Source organism: Nonomuraea fuscirosea, assembly GCF_035917475.1.
Lineage (GTDB): Bacteria > Actinomycetota > Actinomycetes > Streptosporangiales > Streptosporangiaceae > Nonomuraea > Nonomuraea fuscirosea.
Genome location: NZ_CP109074.1, coordinates 1880672 through 1905290, shown reverse-complemented (window position 1 = coordinate 1905290; position 24619 = coordinate 1880672). Strand labels below are relative to the sequence as shown.

The window sequence follows — 24619 nt, the reverse complement described above, 5'->3', positions numbered from 1 at the left end:
CGGGCACGCCCGGCGGCTGTCAGTACAGCGGTTTGCGCACCGGGGTGAGCAGCGGCGTCGGGTCGGGCGCGGCCGGCTCGGCCGGTGGGATCAGCTCCGGATGGCGCGACAGGTAGCCGTCCGGGAACATCGTGGCGTCCTGACAGCCGCACGACGGGCAGCTGACGCCCGCCGACGGCGGCGCGGCGGGAAGGCCGGCCCGCAGCCAGATCTCCCCGGCGTTTCCGTGGTCGTCCTCGAAGTGCCTGACGACGTAGTCCTCATGCCAGACGTGCCAGCAGTGGCGGCACTCGAAAGGCACGTTCCTGTGTACTTCTTCCACGAGGTCACCCCCTGCTTCGAGTGTCCGCCCCCTTCCCGGCTTCCCGCAAGCGGCCTTACCGAACGCTGACGACGAAGGCGACGGCGCCCGCCACCACGCTCAGCGTGCCGAGCCAGGCGAAGACCGCGTCGAGTCCCGCGTCCAGCGGCGTTCCCGCGTGCAAAGCCGCCTGCACCCGGCGGAAGCGCACCCGCGTCCTGATCAGCAGCACGCCGCCGCAGAGCGCGGCCAGCGCGAAGCCCGCGATCACGTACGCGGGCAGGGCGTGCCGCAGGGCCAGCCCGGTCGCCGCCAGGCCGCCGGTGGACAGGGCCACGGCCGTACGCACCCAGGCCAGCCGGGTGCGCTCGCTCTGCAGGCCCTCGTCCCAGATCTCCTCACTTCCCGGCATCGGTCAGATGGAGGCGATGATGAGGACCAGGGCGACCACGGCCACGGCCGCGACGCCGTAGCCGAAGACGGCCGCGAGCGCGGGCGGAGGCAGCGGCGCCTGCTGGCGCAGCGCGCGCTGGATGTTGCGCCAGCGGGGGTAGGCCATGCCCGCCGCCAGCGCGGAGAGGGTGACCAGCACGACGGCCAGCGCCGTGCGGATCCACGGGACGAACACGTCGGGAGGCAGCGCCGCCATGGCCACCCCGCCCGCGCTGAGCGCCAGCGCCGTGCTCAGCCAGGTGAGGAAGGTGCGTTCGTTGGCCAAGGTGAAACGCGGGTCGGGTTCCATAGGAAAAACGGTAATTCGTCACCATTTCCCCTAGAGAAGGCGGGATTCTCCCCAGCGGCGGCCGGGTCAGCTGCAGGCTTGGGCGATCTTCTCCACGTACGCGGCCCCGTCGGTGCCGACCTTCTGCACCGCCTCGACGGCGTCGTTGGCGTCCTTGACGGTGATGCCGGTCAGCGTGGTGGCCAGATTGTCGGAGGCTTCCTTGATCGTGGTGTTGGCGGCCTCGTCGGCGACGCCGTTGAGCTTGGTCGCCGCGTCGTCCAGGGCCTTGTCCAGGGCCTGCGGGTCGTTGGTCAGCTTGGAGACCTCCGCGATGAGATCGGTGACGATCTTGGGAGCCTCCAGGCAGGCCTGGGCCTTGTCGATGGTGCTGTTGACCTCGCTGCAACCGGCGGCGAGAACACACGAGGCGAAGAGGGCCAGGGGCACGAACCGGCGTCCGAAGTGAGGCATGACTCGACCCTACCCAAGAGTACGGCCCCGTGCTGTGCACGCACCGTGCACGATCGGCTCACGACAGCGACCGTAGCCATCCGGTGAGGAGCCGGTTGACCTCGTCCGGGCGTTCCTGCTGCACCCAGTGGCCGCAGCCGTCGAGGAGGTGCGCGCCGGCCAGGCCCGGCAGCGTCCTGGGCAGGGCCTCGACGGCGCGGCCCATCCAGGACGTGGTGGGGTCGAGCTCCCCGCCGACGAACAGCGCGGGCTGGGTGATGGCCGCGCCGTCCCACGCGGCCAGGTCCTCCCAGTCGCGGTCCATGTTGCGGTAGCGGTTGAGCGCCCCGGTCAGGCCCGTACGCTCGAACTCCCCCGCGTAGACGTCGAGGTCGGCCTCGGTGAGCCAGGCCGGCCTGACACCCTCGGGGAAACGGTCGCGCAGCCGCCCGCCGGGCCGGACCAGCCAGGCGCTCTCCCCCATCGTGTCGCCCGACAGGCTGGCGTAACAGCCGGCCAGCCAGCCGCGCACGTCGGGCTCGATCTCGGCCTCGGCCCGCCCGGGTGTCTGGAAGTAGCTGACGTAGAACTCCTCCTCGCCGCCCATCCTGGCGAACCCGTCGGTGGGACGGTGCGGGCCGCGCGGCGCGTACGGGACGCTCAGCAGGCCGACCGCGCGGAAGAGGTCGGGCCGCAGCAGCGCGGAGTTCGCCGCGATCGGCGAGCCCCAGTCGTGCCCGACGATCACCGCGGAGCGCTCGCCCAGCGCCCGGACGACAGCGGCGTTGTCGGCGACGCAGGCCAGCATCCGGTAGTCGGCGACGCCGGCCGGCTTCGACGAGCGGCCGTAGCCGCGCACGTCGACGGCCGCCGCCCGGAACCCGGCCGCGGCGAGCGCGGGGAGCTGGTGACGCCAGGAGTACCACGACTCGGGGAAGCCGTGCACCAGCAGCACCAGCGGGCCGCTGCCCTGCTCGGCCACGTGGATCCGGCCTCCCGGCACCTCGACGAGCCGATGCGTGATCTCGGACATCTCACCTCTCCTTGCCTCTCCCCGCCGCACCGCGGCACCAGGCACTATGGCGCGATCCCGGCGGACGGAGCGAATCCCGTTGCCGTTACGGCAAAGAAGTCCGCTGATCCAGGTTGACCTGCGGTCATTCCGGATCCGATATGAGTTCTTTCGCGATATCGCTATTAGACATCGGCCGAGCGCATCTGCTTTGCTCCTGCCCTCCGGACCCCGATCGACGAAAGCAAGGACTACGCATGCGCAACCTCCGCTGCCCCGCCGCCCTGCGGGCGACCGCGCTGACGGTCTCCCTCCTGGCGGGCGCCGCCCTCACCGCCGCCCCGGCCACGGCCGCGACGGCGCCCGCCGCGCGGGTGGCCCTGTCGGGCGAAGCTCAGGTCAAGAAGGAGTTGCGGGCGCTCGAAGCGTCGTTCAAGGGCCGCATCGGCGCGTACGCCATCGACACCGCCGGCGGCAGGACCCTGGCCTACCGGTCGGGCGAGCGTTTCCCGCTGCTGTCCACGTTCAAGGCGATGGCCTGCGCGGCGGCGCTGCACCGGGCCCGCACCAGCGAGCCCGGCCTGATGGACAAGGTGGTCAAGTGGACCGCCGCGGACCTCAAGCCCAACTCGCCGACCACGGAGAAGCACGTCAAGGACGGCCTGACGGTCGCCAAGCTGTGCCGGGCGGCGATCACCCTGAGCGACAACACCGCGGGCAACATGGTGCTCAAGCAGATCGGCGGGCCCGCCGGGCTGACGCGGTACTTCCGTACGCTCAAGGACCCGGTCTCCCGCCTCGACCGCTGGGAGACCGAGCTCAACGACTGGGCGCCCAAGGACAGGCGCGACACCACCACGCCCGCCGCCATCGCCCGCGACCTGCGCGCGGTCACGACCGGCGGCGCGCTGAGCGCCAAGGACCGCGAGCGGCTCAACGGCTGGCTGATCGCGACCGAGACCGGCGGCGCCCGCATCCGCGCCGGCCTGCCGAAGAGCTGGACGGTCGGCGACAAGACCGGCACGAACACCGAGATCGGCGCGGGCAACGACATCGCCGTCGCCTGGCCGGCCGGCCGCAAGGCCGCTCCGATCATCCTGGCCGTCTACACCAACCGCGAGGGCTCCGGCGCCGTCACGAACGACGCGGCCATCGCGCGTGCCGCCACCATCCTCGCCCGCGGGCTCGGCAGGCTCTGATGTGGCGACGGGGGACGAAGATCGCCCGCCTGGCCGCGGCGGGGGCCGCGGCCGGCGTGCTGGTGGCCGCCATCGCGATCCCGGCCGTCGGGGGCGCGGGCGCCGGGTTCGTGGCCGCGGCCGAGGAGGTGAACCTCGCGCCCGCCGACCTGACCGAGCCGCCGCCGGCCGAGGTGACGATCGTGCGGGACGCCATGGGCGGTGAGATCGCCCGGTTCTACGAGGAGTACCGCGAGGTCGTCGGCTTCGACGAGATCTCGCCGGAGATGAAGACGGCGATCGTGTCGATCGAGGACTTCCGCTTCTACCAGCACGGGGCGATCGACATCGAGGGCACGCTGCGCGCGCTCGCCACGAACCTGCGCTCCGGCGGGGTGAGCCAGGGCGGGTCCAGCATCACCCAGCAGTACGTCAAGCAGGTGCTGTTCAACGCGGCCACCACGGACGAGGATCGCCACGCGGCCCTGGAGGCGAGTTACGCGCGCAAGCTGAACGAGCTGCGGTACGCGATGGGCATCGAGGAGAAGTACACCAAGGACCAGATTCTTGAGAAATATCTGAACATCGCGTACTTCGGTGCCAGCGCGTACGGGGTGGAGGCGGCGGCCAAGCGTTTCTTCGGCACGCACGCGGCCGACCTGACCCTGCCGCAGGCGGCGACGCTGGCCGGCGCCGTCCAGGACCCGAACGCCACGGACCCCAACCTGGGCCGGGCGCAGCGCGACCGCCTGCTCAAGCGCCGCAACGTCGTCCTGGACCGGATGGCCGAGCTGGGCGAGATCACCGCGGATCAGGCGGACCGGGCCAAGGCCGCCAAGCTGGGGTACAAGGGCACCCGCCTACCCGGCGGCTGCGAATCCAGCAAATATCCCTATTTCTGCCTCTATGTACGCCAGGAGGTCCTCAACAATCCCGACTTCGGCCCCACCGCGAAGGCCCGGCTGGCCAGGCTCAACCGCGGCGGCCTGACCATCACGACCACGCTCGACCCCGGCATGCAGGCCGCCGCCGAGCGGGCCGTCGCCCGCTACGTGCACCCCTCGGACGCGCCCGTGGCGGCCCAGGCCCTGGTCCAGCCCGGTACGGGGGCGATCAGGGCGATGGCCGCCAGCCGGCGGTACGGGACGAAGGCGGCCAGGAACGAGATCTCGTACAACGTGGTCGCCGACACCGCGCACGGCGGCGGCATCGGGTTCCAGCCGGGCTCGACGATGAAGACGTTCACCCTGATCACCGCGCTGAAGCAGGGCATGAAGCTGGACGACGGGCTGGCCGCGGGGGCGGGCTACCGGGCGCCGTCGTACGCGACGTTCAAGAACTGCGCCGGCCAGAGCATCGGCGACCCCGGCCACACCGTCACCAACGACGAGGGCTCCCCCGGCTGGAAGACGCTGCGCAGCGGCACCTGGAACTCGGTGAACACGTTCTTCATGGAACTGGAGGAGCGGGTCGGCCTCTGCGACACGGTCAAGACGGCCAAGTCCCTCGGCGTGCGGCGGGCCGACGGGAAGAAGCTGCAGGAGTACGAGACGTTCACGCTCGGCATCAACGAGAGCGACCCGGTCACCATCGCGACCGCGTACGCGGCCATCGCGGCCAGGGGCGAGTACTGCGCGCCCATGGCCGTCACCCGGATCACCGGCCGCGACGGCGAGAACACCCGCTACCGGCCCAAGTGCCGCCAGGCCCTCGACCCGGCCGTCGCGGACGCCACCGCCGAGGTCCTGTCGGGCGTGTTCACCAAGGGCACCATGCGCGGGGTCGGCGGCCTGGGCCGGGACGCGGCCGGCAAGACGGGCACCACGGACGACTACGCCTCGGCCTGGTTCGCCGGCTTCACCCCCGACCTGGCCGGCGCGGTCAGCCTCGGCGATCCCCGGGGCTCGCAGCGCTACAAGCTGACCGGGGTGACGATCGGCGGCCGGTACTACGGGTCGGTGCAGGGGGCGAGCATCCCCGGCCCGATCTGGCGGGACACGATGCTGTCGGCGCTGCGCGGGGTGCCTCCCACGGCGTTCACCCCGGTGGACACGGCCCGCTTCGGCGGCTGCGCCGAGAACTGCCGCCCGGAGGAGAAGGACCCGGAACCGACCGCCACCGGGATCCCCGAGACGCCCGCCACGGGCAGCCCCGTCACGGAGACGACGGCCCCCGCGGCGGAGACCCCGGAGGTGACCCTCGACCCGGGCGACCTCCTCGACTGACCGGGACCGCCGTGCCGGGACGGGGCGGCCGACCCGGCCGGGCCGCTCGCGTCAGGGCCTGCGATCGACGCGGCCAGCGGGCCACTCGTGCCGGGGCGGGCGATCGGTCCGCTCCGGACCGGTGCTCCTGAGCGGGTGTCGTGCGGGGCGCGTATCGTACAGCGTGACCTTCATCCTGCTCGTCGAGGACGACGACGTCATCCGCAAGACCGTCTCCCTGGCACTCGGACGCTACGGCTACCGGCTCGACACCGCCGCCGACGGGCTGAGCGGGCTGGAGGCGTTCCGGCACGGCGGGCACGATCTGCTCGTGCTCGACGTGATGCTGCCCGAGCTGGACGGCATCAGCCTGTGCCGCCGGGTCAGGGAGTCCAGCCAGGTGCCGATCCTGATGATGTCGGCGCGGGGCGACTCCCTCGACGTGGTGTCCGGGCTGGAGGCGGGGGCCGACGACTATGTGGTCAAACCGGTCGACATCCCGGTGCTGGTGGCCCGGATCAGGTCGGTGCTGCGCCGCGTCGGCGCCCCGGCGGAGCCGTCCCCGTCCGGTGTGCTGAGGTTCGGCGAGCTGAGCGTGGATCCGGCCGCGCTGGAGGTGCGGCTCGGCGGGCGGCCGGTCGAGCTGGCCCCGACCGAGATGCGGCTGCTGCTGGAGTTCGCCGCGCATCCGGGCATCGTGCTGGAGCGGGCCACGCTGCTGCGCGAGGTGTGGGACTACGGCTGGGACGGTGACAGCCGCGTCGTGGACCTGTGCGTCCAGCGGCTGCGCAAGAAGATCGGCGCCGACCTGATCGAGACCGTGCGCGGATTCGGCTACAAGCTGCGCAAGCCATGAGACGGCGAGCCGTGCGGGCCGTGAGACCGGGGTCGTTGCCGGGGTCGTTGCGGTGGAAGGTGGCGGCGCTGATCACGCTGGCCTGCTGCGCCGTCGCCGCCGTGGTCGGGGTGCTGGTGCACCGGACGACGCTGGAACGCACGATGCGGCTGGGCGAAGCGCGGGCGTTGACGGAGGCGGCCACGGTCGCGGACCGGTACCGGGCGGGCACCGCTCCCGAACCGCCCACCCCGTGGACCGACTGGATCAAGGATCCGGCCGACCTGCCCACGGCCCTGCGCGCACGGCTGCCCACCGAGTCGCCCACCAAATCACCCGCTGAATTGCCCGCCGAATCGCGCACCGCGTCGTCCATCGCGTCGCCCGCCGCGTCACCCACGGAACGGCCCGCTGCGTCGTCCGCCGAATCGCCCCTCGGGTCCCCCGCCGGATCGCCGGCCGGATCGCCGGCCGGATCGCCCGACGGGTCGCCCGACGGGTCGCCCGACGGGTCCGCCGTCACCTGGTACGACGACCAGAAGCCGGACCAGCCGTGGATGTGGGCGGCGCAGCGGATGCGCGGCGGGTTCGTGGCCACGTCCAAGATCGACATGAGCTCGGACCTCGCGAGCCTGCGCGCGCTCGACCGCGCCATGGTGCTGGCCGCACTCACCGCACTAGCCGTGGTGGTACCGCTCTCGGCGCTCCTGGCCGAACCGGCCAACCGGCGGCTCCGCCGGGTCGCCGACACCGCCCGCCGCATCGCGGACCCCGGTCACCAGGGCGGGACCGCGGCGAAGAAGGGGCGCGGCCGGCGGGACGAGATCGCCGACATCGCCGTCGCCGTGGACTCGATGGCGGCGAGCCTGCAGCACCGGTTGCTGGTCGAGCAGCGGTTCACCGCCGACGTCGCGCACGACCTGCGCACCCCGCTCATGGGCCTGGTCGCCGCCGTCGAGCTGCTGGAGGAGGGCGAGGCGACCGAGCTGGTACGCGACCGCGTCCGGCTGCTGCGTTCCCTGGTCGAGGACCTGCTGGAAGTGTCCAGGCTGGACGCGGGCGCCGAGGTGGCCGACCGCGTACGGGTGCCGCTGGCCGAGCTGGCCCGGCAGTCCGCGGCCCGGGTGGGCGTCGAGGCACGGGTGCGGACGCCGGACGCCGGCGAGCCGGTCGCCGAGACCGATCCGCGCCGCCTGGACCGGATCGTGGCCAACCTCGTGCTGAACGCCCGGCGCCACGGCGAGCCCCCGGTGCTGATCACCGTAAGGGACCACCTGGTCGAGATCCGCGACCACGGCCCGGGTTACCCGCCGGAGCTGCTGGCCGAGGGCCCGCGCCGCTTCCGCACCGGCGCCGCGGAACGCGGCCGGGGCCACGGTCTCGGGCTCACGATCGCGCTGGGCCAGGCCGGCGTCATCGGCGCGGAGCTGACCCTGGCCAACGCCGAGGAAGGCGGCGCGCTCGCCACCCTCCGCCTTCCCCGCCGCCGGGATCAGGACGTGCTGATACAGGGTTGATACACGATCAAGCCACCGCGGAGACACGGTCACGACGGGACGAACACATCGGCGGCGCAGCATGGCCGCCATGTCACGTTCCTCCAGGTTCCTTCTGCCGGTCCTGACCGTCGTCCTGCTCGCGGTGAGCGGCCTGTCCGGCTGCGCGGCCGCGCCGAGCGTCGCCGGGGCCACCGTCACCGGCGTGCCCCTGCCGTGGCCGGGCGAGGGGCAGGTGGCGGTCGAGGTGGAGGGGCTGGGCAGCCTGGGCGTCAGCGGCGAGGCGGAGCCGGTGCCGATCGCCAGCGTGACGAAGGTCATGACCGCGTACGTGATCCTGCGCCGGCACCCGCTGCGGCCCGGCGAGGACGGTCCGCTGATCGAGGTGGACCGGACCGCCGCCGACGAGTCGTACTCGGGGCTGGAGTCCACCGTGCCGCTCCTGGAGGGCCGGCGGATCCGGCTGCGCCGCCTGCTGGAGCTGATGCTGGTGCCGTCGGGCAACAACGTGGCCCGCCTGCTGGCCCGCTGGGACGCCGGTTCGGAGGAGCGTTTCGCCACGCGGATGAACGCCGCCGCCCGCCGCCTGGGCATGGCCGCCACCACGTACACGGGGGCCAGCGGCAACGAGGACAGCACCGTCAGCACCGCCGCCGACCAGCTCGTGCTGGCGAAGGCGGCGATGCGCGACCCGGTGTTCCGCGCGATGGTGGCGCGGGGCGACACCGCCGTGCCGGGCGACGTCAGGAGGTTGTCCAACACGAACACGCTGCTGAACCGGCACGGCGTCGTCGGCATCAAGACCGGCTCCGGCACGGCCGCGGGCGGCAACCTGATGTGGGCGTCCCGGGTGCGCGGCCGCCTGGTGCTGGGCGTGATCCTGGGCCAGGCGGCCGGCAGCGACCCGGTCACCGGCAAGGCGGCCGCGCTGGAGGCGGGGGCGAGGATGAGCGCGGCGGTCGAGCACTGGCTGCTCAGCACGACGGCGACCCGCCCCGACGCGGGGGCGGGCGCGGCGACGGCCCACCCGCCTCGCGGGTGAGCGCGCCGCCGGTATAGCCGGCCGCCGGTCGGCTACAGCTTGGTGTAGCAGGGACCGTCGAACGTGTACGCCTGCGCCGTCGGCCCGACGAAGAAGTCCTTGGCGATCGTCACCCCGGTCGTCGCCTTGTCGTCCACCTTGTTGATCAGCGTCTGCCGGAACACGGAGGCGCCGCTGGCGTCGGCGTAGTTCCCCGCCTCCGGCGGCAGCATGCCCTCGTAGTCCACGCTGGTCAGCGTCTTCACCGCGGCGAGCAGCCCCTTCCTGCTGACGTCCCCGCCGCTCACCATCTTGTCCAGGGCGGCCTTCATCGGGTACGCCCACGCCCACCCCGAGGTGTAGCCGTCGTTCGGGGTCACGCCCGGCAGGGCCTCGCGCATCGCCTTGTGGCCGGGGGTGTCGGCGTCCCAGGGCTTGCCGGGGGCCGACTGCTCGTACAGGGCCTTCAGCGCGGGGGCGGCCGGCGACTGGAGGAGCGCGGGGTTCCAGGTGGGGCCGGTGCCGATGAAGCGGCCCTTGTAGCCGGCCGCCGCCGTCTGGCCGACGATCGTGGCGGCGTCCGCCGGGCCGGTGGTCAGGATGACCAGGTCGGGCTTGTTCTTGGTGATCTCCGTGATGGCCCGGCCCTGCTCGGTCGCGCCCGACGGCGTCTCGACGTTGGTGAACGTCAGCTTGTTGCGCTCGGCGGCCACCTTGGCGCCGGCCGCGGCGTCCGCGCCGTAGTCGCCGGCCAGGTGCACGGCCATGACCGACTTCGGTTTGTAGGTCTCCACCGCGTAGTCCACCGAGTTCATCGCCTCCACGCAGTAGTTGGAGCCGGTCTCGATGATGACGTCCTCGAACTCCCAGGCCGAGGTCCATGAGGCGGGGGCGGCCACGATGGAGTTCGCCTTGAGGTCGCCGATGATGGCGGCCGTGGTGGGCGAGCCGAGCGTCTGGGCCAGGCCCAGCACCTGGTCCTTGATCTCGTTGTAGACCTGCCGGTGCACCTCCGGGTTGTACTTGTTGTCCTTGACGTACTTGGTGACGTCCACCTCGTACCGGCCGCCGATGCCGCCCGCCTTGTTGACCCGGGCCCAGAACGCCTTCTGGGCGTCGGTGATCGGCACGGCCAGCGCGGCGAAGGGGCCGGAGGTGAGGTCGGAGACCGTGCCGAGGTAGATGCAGCCCTTCTTGGTGTCGACCGCGGACGGGCACGGTTCGGTGGTGACGCCCGGAGCCTGGGCGCCGCCCTTGCTGCCCTCGTCGTCCCCCCGGATGACGCCGCACGCGGACAGAAGGGCCACTATGGCGATGCTCACCAGCGCATAGCGACTCTTCATCGGGAATCCCTTCTGATCAGTACGAGAAAGGCCAGGACTTCCAGTAGTTGCGGACCCGGATCCACAGGCCGAACAGGCCCCGGGGCTCGAAGATGAGGAACAGCACGATCAGCAGCCCGTACAGGACGGTCTCGACCTGGAACACGTTCGGCGTCTGCGTGGTGTCGCCGCTGATGAACGGGACCAGCGCGGGCAGCGACCTGGTGACCGGCTGCAGCAGCGAGATGAACAGGGCGCCCGCGATGGCTCCCGACACCGTCGCCACGCCGCCGATCAGCACCATCGCGATGAACTGCACCGACAGCAGCAGGTTGAACGACCCCGGCTCGACGTAGCCGGAGATCGTGTAGAGCAGGCCGCCCGCGCAGCCCGCGTAGAAGGAGGAGATGCCGAAGGCGAGCACCTTGTACCGGGTCAGCGGCACCCCGATCACCGCGGCCGCGATGTCGCGGTCGCGGATGGCGGCGAAGGCGCGGCCGACGCGCGAGCGGGCCAGGTTGCGGGCGGCCACGGCGAAGACGATCAGCAGCGCCAGCATGAGCGTGTAGAGGACCTGCTCCTTGGTGCCGAAGGGCCCGTCCTGGTCGAGGCGGACGCCGAACAGCTCGGGCACCGCCGCCTCCCGGCCGACGCCGGGACCGCCGGTCAGCTCCTTCCACTCCTTGAAGACGTGCTCGCCGAGGAAGACCAGCCCGAGCGTGACGACGGCCAGGTAGAGCCCGCGCAGCCGGCCGGCCAGCGGCGCCACCAGCACCCCGGCCGCGGCGGCGACCAGGCCGGCGGCGGGCAGCCAGAGCCACACCTCCGCGATGCCGAAGCCGATGTTCTCGCCGTCCACGGGGCCGGAGAGCGCGGCGGCGGTGTAGGCGCCGATGGCCACGAAGAAGGCGTGCCCGAGCGAGACCTGACCGGCGTACCCGGTGACGATGTTGAGCCCGATCGCGCCGATGGCCAGCACGTACGCCCCGGCCAGCACCTCCAGCGACCGGTCCTGCAGCAGCACCGACAGCCCGAACGCCAGCGCCACCAGCAGCAGCGTCCACAGCCGCTTGGCGGGGGTGTCGAGCAGCGCCATGTCCTGGGCGTAGGAGGTGTAGAGCAGCGGCCGGCCGCGCACCCGCCGAGACCGGCCGGTCGGTATGTCGGGCGCGACGGGTGCGGCCTCTTCACGCGTCTCGGTCATACCCGCTCGACCTCCCGGGTCCCGAACAGCCCGTACGGTTTCACCAGCAGGACGATCAGCATCACCACGTACGGCGACACGATCGCGAAGTTCTGCCCCAGCCAGGGCGCGAACTCCCCCTGGTAGGACTGGAACAGCGACTCCACCACCCCGACGACCAGCCCGCCGGCCACCGCGCCGCCGAGCGAGTCGAGCCCGCCCACGATGATCGCCGGCAGCGCCTTCAGCGCGATCACCCAGGTCATCTGCTCGATCCCCTGGCCGGTGCCGACGAACATGCCGGCGATCGCGGCCAGGAAGCCGGCGAGGCCCCACGACAGCGCGAAGACCGCGCCCACGGAGACGCCCTGCGCCAGCGCGGTCTCCTGGTCGAAGGCCGCCGCCCGCATCGCCAGCCCGTACCGGGTGTGGCGGAAGAAGGCGAACAGCAGCGTCACCAGCACGGCGGTGACCAGCAGCATGGCCAGCCAGCGCGACTGCACGACCAGCGGCCCGAGCGACACCTGGGTGAACCCCCACGGGTCGCCGACCTGGCGCACGTCCCTGCCGATGAAGCCGTTCACCACCACCCGCACGACCACGTCGATGCCGAGCGTGATGATCGCCACGACGAAGACCGGCCGGCCCACCATCGGCCTGATCGCCACCCGTTCGATCGCCAGCGCGACGCCGGCGATGAGCAGCGCCGACAGCAGCACGGCCAGGTAGAAGCCGGTCACTCCGGCCAGGTAGCTGACGGCGACGGCGCCGGCCAGCATGAGGGCGGGCTGGGCGAAGCTGATCACCCGGGTGGCCTTGTAGATGATCACGAAGCCGAGCGCGAGCAGCGCGTACACCGACCCGTTCCCGAGGCCCCTGATCACCGTCTCCAGCAGGCCCTTCACCGGGCGTACATCCCTTCGACCAGGTCCTCGAAGAGCTTGGCCACGGCCGAGCGCTTGACCTTCTGGGTGGCGGTCAGCTCACCGTCCTCGTGGTCGAGCTCCTTCGGCAGGAACGCGAACCGCTTGATCTGCTCGACGTGGGCGAAGCGGGTGTTCACCTCGGTGACGAGCCCCTGGACGAGCTCGCGCACCTCCGGCTTCTCCGACAGATCCCGATACGTCGTGTACGGCAGCCCGCGCCGCCGTGCCCACTCCCCCACCGTGTCGGCCTCGATCCCGATCAGCGCCACCAGGTACGGCCGCTGGTCCCCCACGACCACGGCCTCCTTCAGGTACGGCGACGCCTTCAGCGCGTTCTCGATCTCGCTCGGCGCGATGTTCTTGCCGCCGGCCGTGATGATGATGTCCTTCATCCGGTCGGTGATCCTGACGTGCGTGCCCTCGGTCCATTCGCCCACGTCGCCGGTGTGCAGCCAGCCGTCCTCGTCCAGCACGTCGGCCGTGGCGCGCGGGTTGCGCCAGTAGCCGGCGAAGTTGCCCGGATGCCTGGTCAGGATCTCGCCGGTGGCCTCGTCGATCTTCAGCTCGGCGCCGGGGTGCGGCTCGCCGACCGTGCCCAGGCGGACCCGCCCGGGGCGGTTGGCGGTGGCGATGGCGGTGTTCTCGCTCATGCCGTACACCTCGTGCATGGGCAGGCCGATCCCCATGTAGAACTTGAGCACGGCGGGCGCGATCGGCGCGGCGCCGGAGGCGGCGTAGCGCACGCGCCGCATGCCGAGCCGCTCGCGCAGCGCGCGGTAGCAGAGCAGCCAGCCCGCCCCGTACGCGGCCCGCGTCCAGAACGTGTGCCGGCCGCCCGTGCGGACCAGCGTGTCGCCTATGCGGTCGGCCACCCGCAGCCAGAACCGGGTCAGCGCCCGCTTGACCGGCGAGGCCGACTCCAGCCTGATGTCCACCTGGGCCAGCACCTTCTCCCAGATGCGCGGCACCCCGAACAGGATCGTCGGCTGCACCTCGCGCAGGTTGGACTGGACGGTGTCGATGGACTCGGCGAAGTTCACCTGCACGCCGGCCGCCGCGTTGAACCAGACCGTGAACGCGCGCTCGGCCACGTGGCACAGCGGCAGGTACGACAGGATGAGGTCGCGTTCCGACGGCGGCGGCGAGGCGAAACCCCCGCCCTCGACCAGGACCCGCACGGCGAACTCGACGTTCGCGACGGTCAGCATCACGCCCTTGGGCGGCCCGGTGGTGCCGGAGGTGTAGATGAGCGTCATCACGTCCGGCCGCCTGGCCTCCTCCATCCGGCGGGCGACGGCTCCGGGATGCGCGGCCCGGTGCCCGGCCCCGAGGGCGAGCAGTTCGGGCCAGGACATCAGCACGTCGTCGTCGTAGCGCCCGCGGATGCCGCGCGGCTCCAGGTAGACGACGCGGCGCAGCTCGGGGCACTCGTCGAGGACGGACAGCGCCTTGTCCACCTGCTCCTGGTCCTCGGCGATGAGGATCTTCGCGCCGGAGTCGGCCAGCAGGTAGGCGACCTCGGCGGGCGGGTTGGTCGGGTAGAGGCCGACCGTGACGGCCCGCACGGCGACCGTGCCGAGATCGGCGTACAACCATTCGGGGCGGTTCTCCGCGTGCACGGCCACCCGGTCGCCCGGCTCGACGCCGAGCGCGAGCAGGGCGTGCGCGACCAGCTCCACCTGCGTCCAGTACGCGCCCCAGCTGACCTCCTGCCAGATGCCGAGGTCCTTGTGCCGCATGGCGACGGCCCCGGGATCGCGCGTGGCGCGCTCGCGGACCCTCGTGACGATGGTCGCCGTGGCCGGGGCCTCGGTCCGCACGCTCATGCCGTTCCTCCCAGGTACGCCTCGATGACCGCCGGGTCCCGCTGCACCTCCGCCGGGGCGCCGAGCGCGACCTGGCGGCCGAAGTCGAGCACGAGCACCCGGTCGGCCAGGTCCATGACGAGCGCCATGTCGTGGTCCACGAGCACGACGGGGATGCCCAGCTCGTCGCGGATGTCCATGACGAACCTGGCCATGTCCTCGGTCTCCTCCAGGTTCATGCCGGCCACCGGCTCGTCCAGCAGGAGCAGCTTCGGCTCCATCGCCAGCGCGCGGCCCAGTTCCACCCGCTTCTGCACCCCGTACGGGAGCAGCCGCACGGGATGGCGGCGCCACGGCTCCAGTTCGAGGAAGTCGATGATGTCCTCGACCTTCGCGCGGGCGGCCAGCTCGGCCCGGCGGGCGCGGCCGTACCAGAGCAGGGCCGGCAGCGCGCCGTAGCGGAAGTGGTGGTGGCGGCCGAGCATCAGGTTGTCCAGGACGGTCAGGTTGTGGAACAGCTCCACGTTCTGAAACGTCCTGGCCATCCCCATGGCGGCGATCTCGTGCGGGCGGCGGGCCAGCAGGTCCTCGCCCAGGAACGTGACCCGGCCGCGCTGCGGCCGGTAGACGCCGGACAGCACGTTGAAGATCGAGGTCTTGCCGGCGCCGTTCGGCCCGATGATCGCCAGCAGCTCCGCCTGGCGCACCTCGAAGGAGACCCCGTCGACGGCCTTGACGCCGGCGAAGCTCAGGTGCACGTCCTCGAACGTCAGGAGAGCCATCGCTTCCTCCGCCTGTAGTGCTTGACCTCGCGGAAGGACCGGACGGCCCCCAGGTAGAACTCCTTGATGTCCTCGTCGGCGAGCAGTTCCCCGGCCGGCTTGTCCATGACGATCTTTCCGGTCTCCATGACGTAGCCGTGGGAGGCGATGGACAGGGCCATGGTGGCGTTCTGCTCGACCAGCAGGACCGTGGTGCCCTGGCGGTTGATCTCCACGATGAGGTCACGGACCTGGCCGACCAGCGACGGCGCCAGGCCGAGACTGGGCTCGTCCAGCAGCAGGTACTTGGGGCCCGCCATGAGCGCGCGGCCGACGGCCAGCATCTGCTGCTCGCCGCCCGACAGGTAGCCCGACACGCTCCTGCGCCGCTCGCGCAGCAGCGGGAAGAGGCCGTAGACGCGGTCCAGGTAGGACTCCGCGGCGGTGTGGCCGCCGACCCTGAGGTTCTCCTCGACGGTCAGCTCGGCCAGGATGCGGCGGCCCTCCATCACCTGGCTCACCCCGCGGCGGACGATCTGCGCCGGCCGCAGGTGGTGGACGGGCTCGCCCTCCAGCGTGACGGCGCCCTTGGTGATCTCGCCGTCGTGCACGCCGAGCAGGCCCGACAGGGCTCGCAGCAGGGTGGTCTTGCCCGCGCCGTTCGCGCCGAGCAGGGCCACGATGGAGCCCGGGGGGACGCGGATGCTCACGCCCCGCAGCACGAGCATCACGTCGTCGTAGACGACCTCGAGGTTGCGTACCTCAAGCACGCGCGGCTCCTCGGAGTTGTGTGGCCTGTGTCACTCCCCCCGTTGAGCTCAATGTCCACGTTCGCCCGCCGAGCGACAAGGGCCCCGGCCGAAATTCGAACGGCACTCTCGTCCTAGGATTTCGGGTATGGCAATTTGTGAGCATCTTTCCCAGGCCGCCGACCCCGCCGCCAGGACGCCCGACGGGTGCGAGGAGTGCCTGGCCCATGACGGCCGGTGGGTCCACCTGCGCCGGTGCCTGGAGTGCGGTCACATCGGGTGCTGCGACTCCTCGCCGGCCAAGCACGCCACGGCCCACTTCCACGAGAGCGGCCATCCGGTCGTGCAGTCCTACGAGCGCGGCGAGAACTGGCGGTGGTGCTTCGTCGACAGCCAGATGGGCTGACGCGCCCGGCCGGCTGAGCCCGCGCCCCTGGCCGGGGCGGCCGGGTCCTCAGGTCGCGTGCGTCAGCGTTCGAGGATGGCCTCTTCGAAGTCGAGCTGGGCCATCACCTCTCTGAGCACCTCGTCGTCGAGGCGGCGTTCGTCGCGCAGCCGGACGAAGACCTGGCGCTCGGCCTGCAGCATGTCGCGGCGCAGGCGGCGGTAGAGCGCGCTCGGCGTCTCCGCGCCGCCGGGGCCGGTGCCGCCGCCGAGGCGTTCCCACGCCGTCAGGGAGCGCCGCCACGACTTCTCCCTGAGCTGGTCGATGACCTGTTTCTGGATCTGGTCGGGCTCGCCCTCCTGCTCGCCGACCAGCCGGTCGAGCTCCGCCAGCCCCGCTTCGAGCGCCGCCTGCTGGGCCGCGGCCTCTGCCAGGCGGTCCTCGTAGCGCTCCTGCTCGCTGGACACACGCAGCCGCCTGATCAGCGCGGGGAACGTGGTGCCCTGGATGAGCAGCGTGCCGATCACCGTGGTGAACGTCAGGAACAGCAGCAGCGCCCGGTCCCGCGCCGGCACCTCGGGCGGGATGGCGAACGCCGCCGCCAGCGACACCACGCCGCGCATGCCCGCCCAGCCGAGGATCACCGTCTCCGCCGCCGTCGGCCGGGTGCGGCCGAGGACCTTGAGCACAAAGGTGCGGCCGAACATCCAGGCGAACCTGGCCGCGATCGAGACCGCCAGCACCGCCGCGGCGTAACCCGCCACCTCCCAGGGGCCGTAGCCGGCGATGCCCTTGACCACGGTCACGAGCTGCAGCCCGATGAGTGCGAAGACGACCGCTTCGAGGAAGAAGTCGGTGACCTTCCACACCGCGTCGGACACCAGCCGGGTGCCGAACCCGCGCAGATGCATGCGGTTGCCCAGGTAGAGGCCGACGACCACGACCGCGATCACGCCCGAGGCGTGCACGGACTCCGCCGCCAGGTAGGCGGCGAACGGGATCAGCAGCATCAGCGTGTTCTCCACCAGCGAGTCGCGGGTGCGCTGGAACAGCCACGCCAGCGCGACCGCCAGCACCAGCCCGATCACCACCCCGCCGGCGGCGGCGAACACGAACTCGCCCAGCCCCTCCCACACGCTGACCGCGCCGCCCAGCGCCGCCCCGATGGCCACCCGGTAGAGGGTGAGCGCGGTGGCGTCGTTGAACAGGCTCTCGCCGATGAGGATCGTCAGCGCCCGGCGCGGCAGCCCCAGCCGCCGGCCGACCGCGACGGCGGCCACCGCGTCGGGCGGGGCGATGACGGCGCCGAGCGCGAACGCCAGCGCCAGCGGCAGGTCCGGCAGCATCAGGTGGACCAGCAGCCCGACCACGGCCGTGGTGAACAGCACCAGCCCGACCGACAGCAGCCCCACGGCCTGCCTGACGTCACGCAGGCGCAGGTAGGAGCTGTCGAGCGCGGCGGAGTAGAGCAGCGGCGGCAGGAACACGTAGAGCACCAGCTCCGGCTCCAGCGGCACCTCCGGCACCATGGGCGAGACCAGCAGCCCCGCGGCCACCAGCAGCAGCGGGGCCGGCCAGCCCCTGCGCCTGGCGACGGCCGCCACGGCGATGGCGCCGGCGGCCACCAGCAGCAGTTGCAGGCCCATGATCGGTGTCACCGCCGCGCCCCTCCCCCGCCCAGCCCGATGGGGTCGGGACCGCCCGCCGGAGCCTCGGCCGCGCGGGCTCGCTCCTCGATGACGCGCGATCGGCCGCCGGGACTAGCCGTGGCTCGATCGTCTCGCGGTGAGCGTACCCGGTGGGACGGAGTGGGCCGTCACCACTCCCTGCGGTCGCTTCTCTCGTGGTAGTCGGGCTGGTCGGGACGCAGGCGCTCGCCCGTGGAGAACATGGGGTCCCCGACGTAGGGGCGGGACAGGTCCTCCTGGCCGGGATGCTGCCCGGACGCGGGCGGGTACTGCTGGTCGGGCCGGCCGAGGGTCATCAGCGGGTCCACCGGGTTGGGCTGCTGCGGGTTCTGGTAGGAGCCGTAGTCGTCGTGGACGGGGGCCGGCTGCGGCGGCTGCGGGGCGCCGCGGCGGCGGCCCGCTCCGGGGATGCCGTGCATGGGCGTGCCAAGGCCCGCCGTGCTCGGCTGCGCCGGTGCCTGGGGCTGGGCGACCTGCGGGGGCTGCTGCTGGTAGGCGTCGGGGCGGCGGCCGCCGTACGGGTCGGAGGGATAGTCGCCGGCCGCCTGGTAGCGGTCGGCCGCCTGCGAGGGGAAGCCGAGCGGGTCGGTGCTCAGCGGCGCCTGGCGGCGCTGGTCGGAGCCGGGCATCTGGTAGACGGGCTCGTTGTCGACGTACTGAGGGCCGGTGAACGGCTCCGGCTGGACCTGCTGGGCGTAGGAGTGGGGGCCGCTGAGCGGGTCCTGGCCGTACTGGTGGGGTCCGCTGAGCGGGTCGGAGGCGTACTGCGGGCCGCTGTAGGGGTCGCCGGTGTACTTCTGCTGGGGGCCGGTGGAGTCGACGTACTGGGGGCCGGTGAAGAGGTTGCGCGGCTCGCCGTACGCGGGGGTGCTGTCCCTGGCGGGGTCGGCGTAGTCGCCGCGGCCGGCGGCGGGCTCGGCGTAACCGGGGTCGCGGGGAGCCGTCGTCTCGCCGTAGGAGGCCACCAGCTTGTCCTGGTGCGCGGCCGGAGTGCCCCTCGCCACGAGGACGTCGCTGGGCGACAGCGCCGCCGTGGGCCGCTCGTCGAGCTGCGGCCGGCCCGGCAGCTGGGGCTGCTGCGCGCCGGTCTGCGGCGCGTGCTGCCGGCCCGGTTGCTGGCCGTGCTGGCCCGGGCGGTGATAGGTTCCGGTGCCCGGCATCACCTCGGTGCCGGGCTCGGGCGCGGGCACGGCGGGCTGCTCGCCCGTGGCCTCCGCGAAGCCCTCGTCGAGAGTGTCGAGCAGCCGCCCGACGTCCTCCATCGGCATGCGGAAGCTCGCGGTGCACATCTCGCCGCGCCACAGGCTGAGGACCAGCGTGCCCTCATGCCACGTGACCCGGAGGCACCGCTCCTGACCTCGTGCATCGAAGAAGACTTCGCCGAACGACGGCAACGGGACAACTTCCGACATGGCAGACATACTGCTTTAACCAGCCTTTATTCGTCCACTCAACCCCGGAAAACCCTGTGGAACCGGCTCTCCCATCTACACCCGGAACCCCTGTGGTCACAACCCGTGAGCACCTATCGTCACCGGTTGGAGTTCCGATCGCCCAGTGTGCCACGCAACCCGGCGGGAGTATTCGCGAACGCCAGGATGCGTCTGGCCGATCACACGGCGTTCGGCGCGGCGGCCCCGGATTGCGGGTAGCGTTTACTGCCGTGCCGGACTCCCATCTCCCGTCAGTGGACGAACTGCTCAGCATCGCGGTCAACGCTCTCGGAGGGAGCGAACGTCAGGGCCAGATCACCATGGTCCAGGCGGTGCAGAAGGCCATCGACAGCGAGGAGCATCTGGCCGTCCAGGCTGGCACGGGCACCGGCAAGTCGCTGGCCTACCTGGTGCCCTCCATCCGCCACGCGATGGACAGCGACACCCCCGTGGTCATCTCCACGGCCACCATCGCCCTGCAGCGCCAGCTCGTCGACCGCGACCTGCCCCGGCTGTCGGAGGCGCTGGCCAAGGAGCTGCCGCACGAGCCGACGTTCGCCATCCTCAAGGGCCGCCGCAACTACCTGTGCCGCTACAAGGCCACGGCGGGCTGGCCCGAGGAGGACGAGCAGGACCAGCTGTTCGATCCGCGCGAGGTGAGCGCGACCGGCCGCATGGTGCAGCGCATCCAGGAGTGGGCCGAGGAGACCGAGACCGGCGACCGCGACGAGCTGGTGCCCGGTGTGAGCGAGCAGGCGTGGCGGCAGTTCTCCGTGAGCGCGCAGGAGTGCCTCGGCGCGAGCCGCTGCCCCTCGGGGCCCGAGTGCTTCGCCGAGCTGGCCAGGGCGCGGGCCGGCGAGGTCGACGTGGTGGTGACCAACCACGCGCTGATGGCCATCGACGCCATGGGCGAGCTGCCGGTGCTGCCCGAGCACGAGGTCGTGGTGGTCGACGAGGCTCACGAGCTGGTCGACCGGGTGACCTCCGTGGTGACCGGCGAGCTGTCGGAGTCGTCGGTGATGCTGGCGGTGCGCCGGGTCGGCCGGCTGATCGACCAGCCCCTCGCCGACCAGCTCATGGAGGCCGGCGAAGACCTCAAGGCGCTGCTGGCCGCCGCTCCGCCCGGCCGCATCGACGAGCTGCCCCAGGTGCTCGGGCTGACCCTGCAGCTCATCCGCGACACGTCCTGGCGCTGCGTCACCGCCATGGGCCCGCGCAACGCCGACAAGGACGACCCCGACAAGGCGGGGCAGCGCAAGGCGGCCTTCACCGCCCTGGACGAGGTGCACGACACGGCGGTGCGGATGCTGGAGGCGTACGGTCACGACTCCGAGTCCGACCGCGCCGAGGTGGTCTGGCTCGACGCCGGCACCGACCGGCGCCCGCCGGCGCTGCGCGTCGCGCCGCTGAGCGTGAGCGGCATGTTGCGCGACAAGCTGTTCGGCGAGCGGACGGTCGTGCTCACCTCGGCCACGCTGGCGCTCGGCGGCACGTTCGACGCGCTGGCCGCTCAGTGGGGGCTCGGCGACGGCAAGGGCTGGCAGGGCATCGACGTCGGCTCACCGTTCGACCACCCGCGCGCGGGCATCCTCTACGTCGCCAAGCACCTGCCCCAGCCCGGCCGCGACGGGCTGCCGCAGCAGTACCTCGACGAGATCACCGAACTGATCGAGGCGGCGGGAGGGCGCACTCTGGGCCTGTTCTCCTCGATGCGCGCGGCCAAGGCGGCCACCGAGGCGCTGCGCGACCGGCTGGACGTCCCGCTGCTGTGCCAGGGCGACGACTCGACCATGCTGCTGGTCAAGCAGTTCGCGGAGGACGAGCCGACCTGCCTGTTCGGCACCCTGTCGCTGTGGCAGGGCGTCGACGTTCCCGGGCCCTCGCTGCGGCTGGTCATCATCGACCGGGTGCCGTTCCCGCGCCCCGACGACCCGCTCACCTCGGCCAGGCAACGGCACGTCGCGGCCAGGGGCGGCAACGGGTTCATGGCGGTGGCGGCCAACCACGCGGCGCTGCTGCTGGCCCAGGGGGTCGGGCGGCTGCTGCGCTCGCAGGACGACAAGGGCGTGATCGCGGTGCTGGATCCCCGGCTGGCGACCGCCCGCTACAGCGGTTTCCTGCTGGGCTCGCTGCCGCCGTTCTGGCGGACGACCGACCCGGCGATCCCCCGGGCCGCCCTCAAGCGCCTGGCCACCGAGACCGCCTGACCACGGAGACCGCCTGACCGGCCCCGCCACGGACCCCGGTGACCTGAGCGAACTCGGCCGGCCGGGGCCGGGAGGAAGGGCCGGAAGGTCAGGACCAGGGGGCGAGGTCGGGACGCTTGGGCAGGATGCCGTCACCGGACGACACGCCGCGCAGGCGGCGCGACATCCACGGCACCAGGTGCTCGCGCATCCACTGCGCGTCCTCGCGGCGCCGGGCCCGCGGGTCGACGGAGCGCTCGGGCCAGTCCTTGCGCCAGTCCTCGAACGGCACGCCGAGCACGTCGAGCACCCGGGCCGCGACCAGGCGGTGACCGTCCTCGTTCATGTGCAGCCGGTCGGCGCTCCAGGCCCGCCAGTCGCGCAGCCCCTGCATGGACCACTGGTCGACGAGGCGGCACCCGTACAGGTCGGCGATCGAGCGCAGGTGCAGGTAGTAGATGGCGAAGCGGCCGCGCAGGCGCCGCATCAGCGGCGTGTCGCGCGGGTCCACGCCGGTGAACAGCAGCACGTCGGCCCCGCCCGCGCGCAGGTCGCGCACGGCCCGGGCGAGCGTCTTGGCCATCACGTCGGGGTCGCTGCCCGGCCTGAGCAGGTCGTTGCCCCCGGCGCAGAAGCTGACCAGGTCGGCCCCCATCTCCACGGCGACCGGCACCTGCTCGGCCGCGACCTGGTCGAGGAGCTTGCCCCTGACGGCCAGGTTGGCGTAGCGGAAGGAGGGGTCGTCGGCGGCGAGCCGCTCTGCCACCCGGTCGGCCCAGCCTCGGTAGTGGCCGTCGGGACCGGGATCGTTCAGCCCTTCCGTGAAGCTGTCGCCGAGGGCGACGAAGGACTTGTAGTGCCTCATGAGGTGGTGTTCATCTCCGCGATAGCGTGCAGCGCAAGGACGTACGACTGTAGACCGAAGCCCGCGATGGTGCCCGTCGCCACCCCGGCCACGACGGAGGTATGACGAAACTCTTCCCTGGAGGCGGGATTGGAGATGTGCACCTCGATGAGCGGGGCGGTGCGCTGGGCGACGGCGTCGCGCACGGCGTAGGAGTAGTGGGTGAAGGCGGCCGGGTTGAGCACCACCGGGATGCGCCCGTCGCAGGCCTCGTGGATCCAGCCGATGAGCTCGGCCTCGGAGTCGGTCTGGCGCACGTCGACGTCGTGGCCGAGCTTGCCCGCGGTCTCGCGGCAGAGCTGGACGAGGTCCTCGTAGGTGGAGGCGCCGTAGACGCCGGGCTCACGCTTGCCGAGCCGGCCGAGGTTGGGCCCGTTGAGGACGAGGATCATTCGGCGATCTCCTTGTAGGCGGCTTCGAGCAGCTCTTCGGCGGGGCCTTCGAGGCGGCCGGGCGCGGCCAGGCCGTCGAGCACGACGAAGCGCTGCTTGGCGCCGCGGTTCTTCTTGTCCAGGCGCATGTGGTCGCGCAGGCGCGGCCAGGCGTCGGCGCGGTAGGAGACGGGCAGGCCGACGCCGGTCAGGACGGCGCGGGTGCGCTCGACCAGGTCGGCGCGGCCGGCCAGCCTGGACAGCTCGGCGGCGTAGACCATGCCGATGGCCACGGCCTCGCCGTGGCGGATGCCGTAGTGCTCGTCGCGCTCGATGGCGTGGCCGAGTGTGTGGCCGTAGTTGAGGATCTCGCGCAGCCCGGCCTCGCGCAGGTCGGCGCCCACGACGTCGGCCTTCACCCGGATCTTGCGCTCGATCAGCTCGCGGGTGTGCGGCCCGCCGGGGCGGGTGGCCGCCTCCGGGTCGGACTCGACCAGCCGCAGGATCTCCGGGTCGGCGATGAAGCCGCCCTTGATCACCTCGGCCAGGCCCGCCACGTAGTCACGCCTCGGCATGCTGTCGAGCGTGGACAGCTCGCACAGCACGCCCGCGGGCGGCAGGAACGTGCCCACGAGGTTTTTGCCCTCGGCCGTGTCGATGCCGTTCTTGCCGCCGACCGCCGCGTCGACCATGGCCAGCAGCGTCGTCGGCACCAGCACGACCTGCACGCCGCGCAGCCACGTGGCGGCCACGAATCCGGCCAGGTCGGTCGTCGCTCCGCCGCCCACGCCGACCACGGCGTCGGACCGGGTCACGCCGTGCCGGCCCAGCTCGGACCAGAGCCGCGCGGCCACCTCGACGCTCTTGGCCTGCTCGCCGTCGGGCACGGTCAGCTCGACCACGTGGTAGCCGGCCTCGGCCAGCGCCGCGCGGACCGGCCGGGAGATCTCCGGCAGGGTCTGCGGGCTGATCACGGCGACGGTGCGCACGCCGGGCTTGAGCAGCGTGGCCAGCTCGGCCAGCACGCCGGTGCCGACGACGACGTCGTACGGGCTGTCGCCGCGCACGTGGATCCGCGTCGCGCTCACCGGAGCACCACCTTCGCGGTCGCGCTCACGGAGGCACCGCCCTCGCCGCGGGGGCCCGCGCACGGTCTCGTCATGCGCTCAGCCCCTTGACGATCTCGTCGGCCAGCTCGTCCGGCTCGCGCTTGTCGGTGACCACCGTCATGACGGCCAGCCGCTCGTAGACCGGGCGCCGCTCCTCCATCAGCTTCTTCAGCTGACTGCGCGGGTTGAGCACCAGCAGCGGCCTGGCGGAGCCGAGCCCCACCCGCTGGATCGCGTCGGACAGCCCGACCTGGAGGTAGACCACGTGCTGGCCCTGCAGCAGGGTCTGCGTCTCGGCGTGCAGCACGGCGCCGCCGCCGAGCGACAGGACGCCGTCGTGCTCGGCCAGCGCCCGGCGCACGGCCTCGTGCTCCAGCTCGCGGAAGCGCTCCTCGCCGTCCTCGACGAAGATGTCGGAGACGGGCTTGCCCGCCACGGCCTCGATGTCGGCGTCGGTGTCGCGGAACCCGACGCCGAGGCGCTCGGCCAGCAGCCGCCCGAGCGTGGTCTTGCCGGATCCGGGCGGCCCGATCAGCACAACCCTGCTCATATGTCGCTCACCATTCTCATCCGCAC

General features: G+C 72.2%; 24 protein-coding genes. 7 read left to right on the top strand and 17 right to left on the bottom strand.

What is annotated here, in order from left to right; all coding sequences use genetic code 11:
• Positions 1-19 precede the first annotated feature (19 nt).
• The 5 genes from OIE67_RS08590 to OIE67_RS08570 form a co-directional block, all read right to left on the bottom strand.
• A complete protein-coding gene (locus tag OIE67_RS08590) occupies positions 20-322 on the bottom strand; it encodes a hypothetical protein (RefSeq protein WP_326638346.1) in 303 nt (100 codons plus the stop codon).
• A 55-nt stretch (positions 323-377) separates the two neighbouring features.
• A complete protein-coding gene (locus tag OIE67_RS08585; protein WP_326638345.1) occupies positions 378-713 on the bottom strand; it encodes a DUF202 domain-containing protein in 336 nt (111 codons plus the stop codon).
• A gap of 3 nt (positions 714-716) precedes the next feature.
• Positions 717-1043, bottom strand: a complete 327-nt coding sequence (locus tag OIE67_RS08580; RefSeq protein WP_106234383.1) for a YidH family protein — start codon at positions 1041-1043, stop codon at positions 717-719.
• Positions 1044-1109: 66 nt separating this feature from the next.
• The gene (locus tag OIE67_RS08575; RefSeq protein WP_326638343.1) at positions 1110-1496 is read right to left on the bottom strand and encodes a hypothetical protein; all 387 of its coding nucleotides are present in this window, start codon (positions 1494-1496) and stop codon (positions 1110-1112) included.
• Between the two features lie 58 nt (positions 1497-1554).
• Positions 1555-2508, bottom strand: coding sequence for an alpha/beta fold hydrolase (locus tag OIE67_RS08570; protein WP_326638341.1), 954 nt, complete (start codon positions 2506-2508; stop codon positions 1555-1557).
• Positions 2509-2744: 236 nt separating this feature from the next.
• Here OIE67_RS08570 and bla point away from each other — a divergent pair, with 236 nt between their 5' ends.
• From bla to OIE67_RS08545, 5 genes are all read left to right on the top strand, one after another.
• Complete coding sequence (gene bla, locus OIE67_RS08565; protein ID WP_326638339.1) at positions 2745-3686, top strand: class A beta-lactamase; 942 nt, start codon at positions 2745-2747, stop codon at positions 3684-3686.
• Positions 3686-5890 carry a transglycosylase domain-containing protein gene (locus OIE67_RS08560; RefSeq protein WP_326638337.1) on the top strand — a complete coding sequence of 735 codons (2205 nt, stop codon included), beginning with the start codon at positions 3686-3688 and terminating at the stop codon, positions 5888-5890. The genes bla and OIE67_RS08560 overlap by 1 nt, the downstream gene beginning before the upstream one ends.
• 163 nt (positions 5891-6053) lie before the next feature.
• Entirely contained in the window at positions 6054-6725 is a 672-nt protein-coding gene (gene cseB, locus OIE67_RS08555; RefSeq protein ID WP_326638335.1) for a two-component system response regulator CseB, read from the top strand.
• Positions 6722-8221 carry a sensor histidine kinase gene (locus OIE67_RS08550; protein ID WP_326638333.1) on the top strand — a complete coding sequence of 500 codons (1500 nt, stop codon included), beginning with the start codon at positions 6722-6724 and terminating at the stop codon, positions 8219-8221. Before cseB ends, OIE67_RS08550 begins: the two co-directional genes overlap by 4 nt.
• 70 nt (positions 8222-8291) lie before the next feature.
• Positions 8292-9242: a D-alanyl-D-alanine carboxypeptidase family protein gene (locus OIE67_RS08545; RefSeq protein ID WP_326638331.1), complete on the top strand. Its 951-nt coding sequence runs from the start codon at positions 8292-8294 to the stop codon at positions 9240-9242.
• 32 nt (positions 9243-9274) lie between these two features.
• Here the strand turns inward: OIE67_RS08545 and OIE67_RS08540 are convergent, their stop codons facing one another.
• From OIE67_RS08540 to OIE67_RS08515, 6 genes are read right to left on the bottom strand one after another with little or no spacing between them, the layout of a single operon-like run.
• Positions 9275-10564, bottom strand: coding sequence for an ABC transporter substrate-binding protein (locus OIE67_RS08540; RefSeq protein ID WP_106234375.1), 1290 nt, complete (start codon positions 10562-10564; stop codon positions 9275-9277).
• A gap of 16 nt (positions 10565-10580) precedes the next feature.
• On the bottom strand, positions 10581-11747 hold the full coding sequence (locus OIE67_RS08535) for a branched-chain amino acid ABC transporter permease (RefSeq protein WP_326638327.1): 1167 nt from the start codon (positions 11745-11747) through the stop codon (positions 10581-10583).
• Positions 11744-12631, bottom strand: coding sequence for a branched-chain amino acid ABC transporter permease (locus OIE67_RS08530; protein WP_326638325.1), 888 nt, complete (start codon positions 12629-12631; stop codon positions 11744-11746). Before OIE67_RS08530 ends, OIE67_RS08535 begins: the two co-directional genes overlap by 4 nt.
• Positions 12628-14478, bottom strand: a complete 1851-nt coding sequence (locus OIE67_RS08525) for an AMP-dependent synthetase/ligase (protein ID WP_326638323.1) — start codon at positions 14476-14478, stop codon at positions 12628-12630. Before OIE67_RS08525 ends, OIE67_RS08530 begins: the two co-directional genes overlap by 4 nt.
• Positions 14475-15239 (bottom strand): ABC transporter ATP-binding protein, encoded by a 765-nt coding sequence (locus tag OIE67_RS08520; protein ID WP_326638321.1) that lies wholly within the window; start codon positions 15237-15239, stop codon positions 14475-14477. The genes OIE67_RS08525 and OIE67_RS08520 overlap by 4 nt, the downstream gene beginning before the upstream one ends.
• Positions 15227-15988 carry an ABC transporter ATP-binding protein gene (locus OIE67_RS08515; protein WP_326638319.1) on the bottom strand — a complete coding sequence of 254 codons (762 nt, stop codon included), beginning with the start codon at positions 15986-15988 and terminating at the stop codon, positions 15227-15229. Before OIE67_RS08515 ends, OIE67_RS08520 begins: the two co-directional genes overlap by 13 nt.
• Before the next feature lie 127 nt (positions 15989-16115).
• On the opposite strand from OIE67_RS08515, the gene OIE67_RS08510 reads away from it, so the two are divergent.
• Complete coding sequence (locus tag OIE67_RS08510) at positions 16116-16373, top strand: UBP-type zinc finger domain-containing protein (protein ID WP_326638317.1); 258 nt, start codon at positions 16116-16118, stop codon at positions 16371-16373.
• 62 nt (positions 16374-16435) lie between these two features.
• Here OIE67_RS08510 and OIE67_RS08505 read toward each other — a convergent pair whose 3' ends face one another.
• Both OIE67_RS08505 and OIE67_RS08500 read right to left on the bottom strand, forming a co-directional pair.
• On the bottom strand, positions 16436-18010 hold the full coding sequence (locus OIE67_RS08505; protein WP_326638315.1) for a Na+/H+ antiporter: 1575 nt from the start codon (positions 18008-18010) through the stop codon (positions 16436-16438).
• Between the two features lie 158 nt (positions 18011-18168).
• On the bottom strand, positions 18169-19452 hold the full coding sequence (locus OIE67_RS08500) for a hypothetical protein (RefSeq protein ID WP_326638313.1): 1284 nt from the start codon (positions 19450-19452) through the stop codon (positions 18169-18171).
• 251 nt (positions 19453-19703) lie between these two features.
• Here OIE67_RS08500 and OIE67_RS08495 point away from each other — a divergent pair, with 251 nt between their 5' ends.
• The gene (locus OIE67_RS08495) at positions 19704-21680 is read left to right on the top strand and encodes an ATP-dependent DNA helicase (RefSeq protein WP_326638312.1); all 1977 of its coding nucleotides are present in this window, start codon (positions 19704-19706) and stop codon (positions 21678-21680) included.
• An 88-nt stretch (positions 21681-21768) separates the two neighbouring features.
• Here the strand turns inward: OIE67_RS08495 and OIE67_RS08490 are convergent, their stop codons facing one another.
• The 4 genes from OIE67_RS08490 to OIE67_RS08475 all read right to left on the bottom strand — a co-directional run bounded on the left by OIE67_RS08490 (position 21769) and on the right by OIE67_RS08475 (position 24593).
• Positions 21769-22524, bottom strand: a complete 756-nt coding sequence (locus OIE67_RS08490) for an SGNH/GDSL hydrolase family protein (RefSeq protein ID WP_106234358.1) — start codon at positions 22522-22524, stop codon at positions 21769-21771.
• Entirely contained in the window at positions 22521-22955 is a 435-nt protein-coding gene (gene aroQ / locus OIE67_RS08485; RefSeq protein WP_326638309.1) for a type II 3-dehydroquinate dehydratase, read from the bottom strand. Before aroQ ends, OIE67_RS08490 begins: the two co-directional genes overlap by 4 nt.
• Entirely contained in the window at positions 22952-24022 is a 1071-nt protein-coding gene (aroB, locus tag OIE67_RS08480) for a 3-dehydroquinate synthase (protein WP_326638307.1), read from the bottom strand. Before aroB ends, aroQ begins: the two co-directional genes overlap by 4 nt.
• A gap of 70 nt (positions 24023-24092) precedes the next feature.
• On the bottom strand, positions 24093-24593 hold the full coding sequence (locus OIE67_RS08475) for a shikimate kinase (protein ID WP_106234353.1): 501 nt from the start codon (positions 24591-24593) through the stop codon (positions 24093-24095).
• Between the last annotated feature and the right edge of the window lie 26 nt (positions 24594-24619).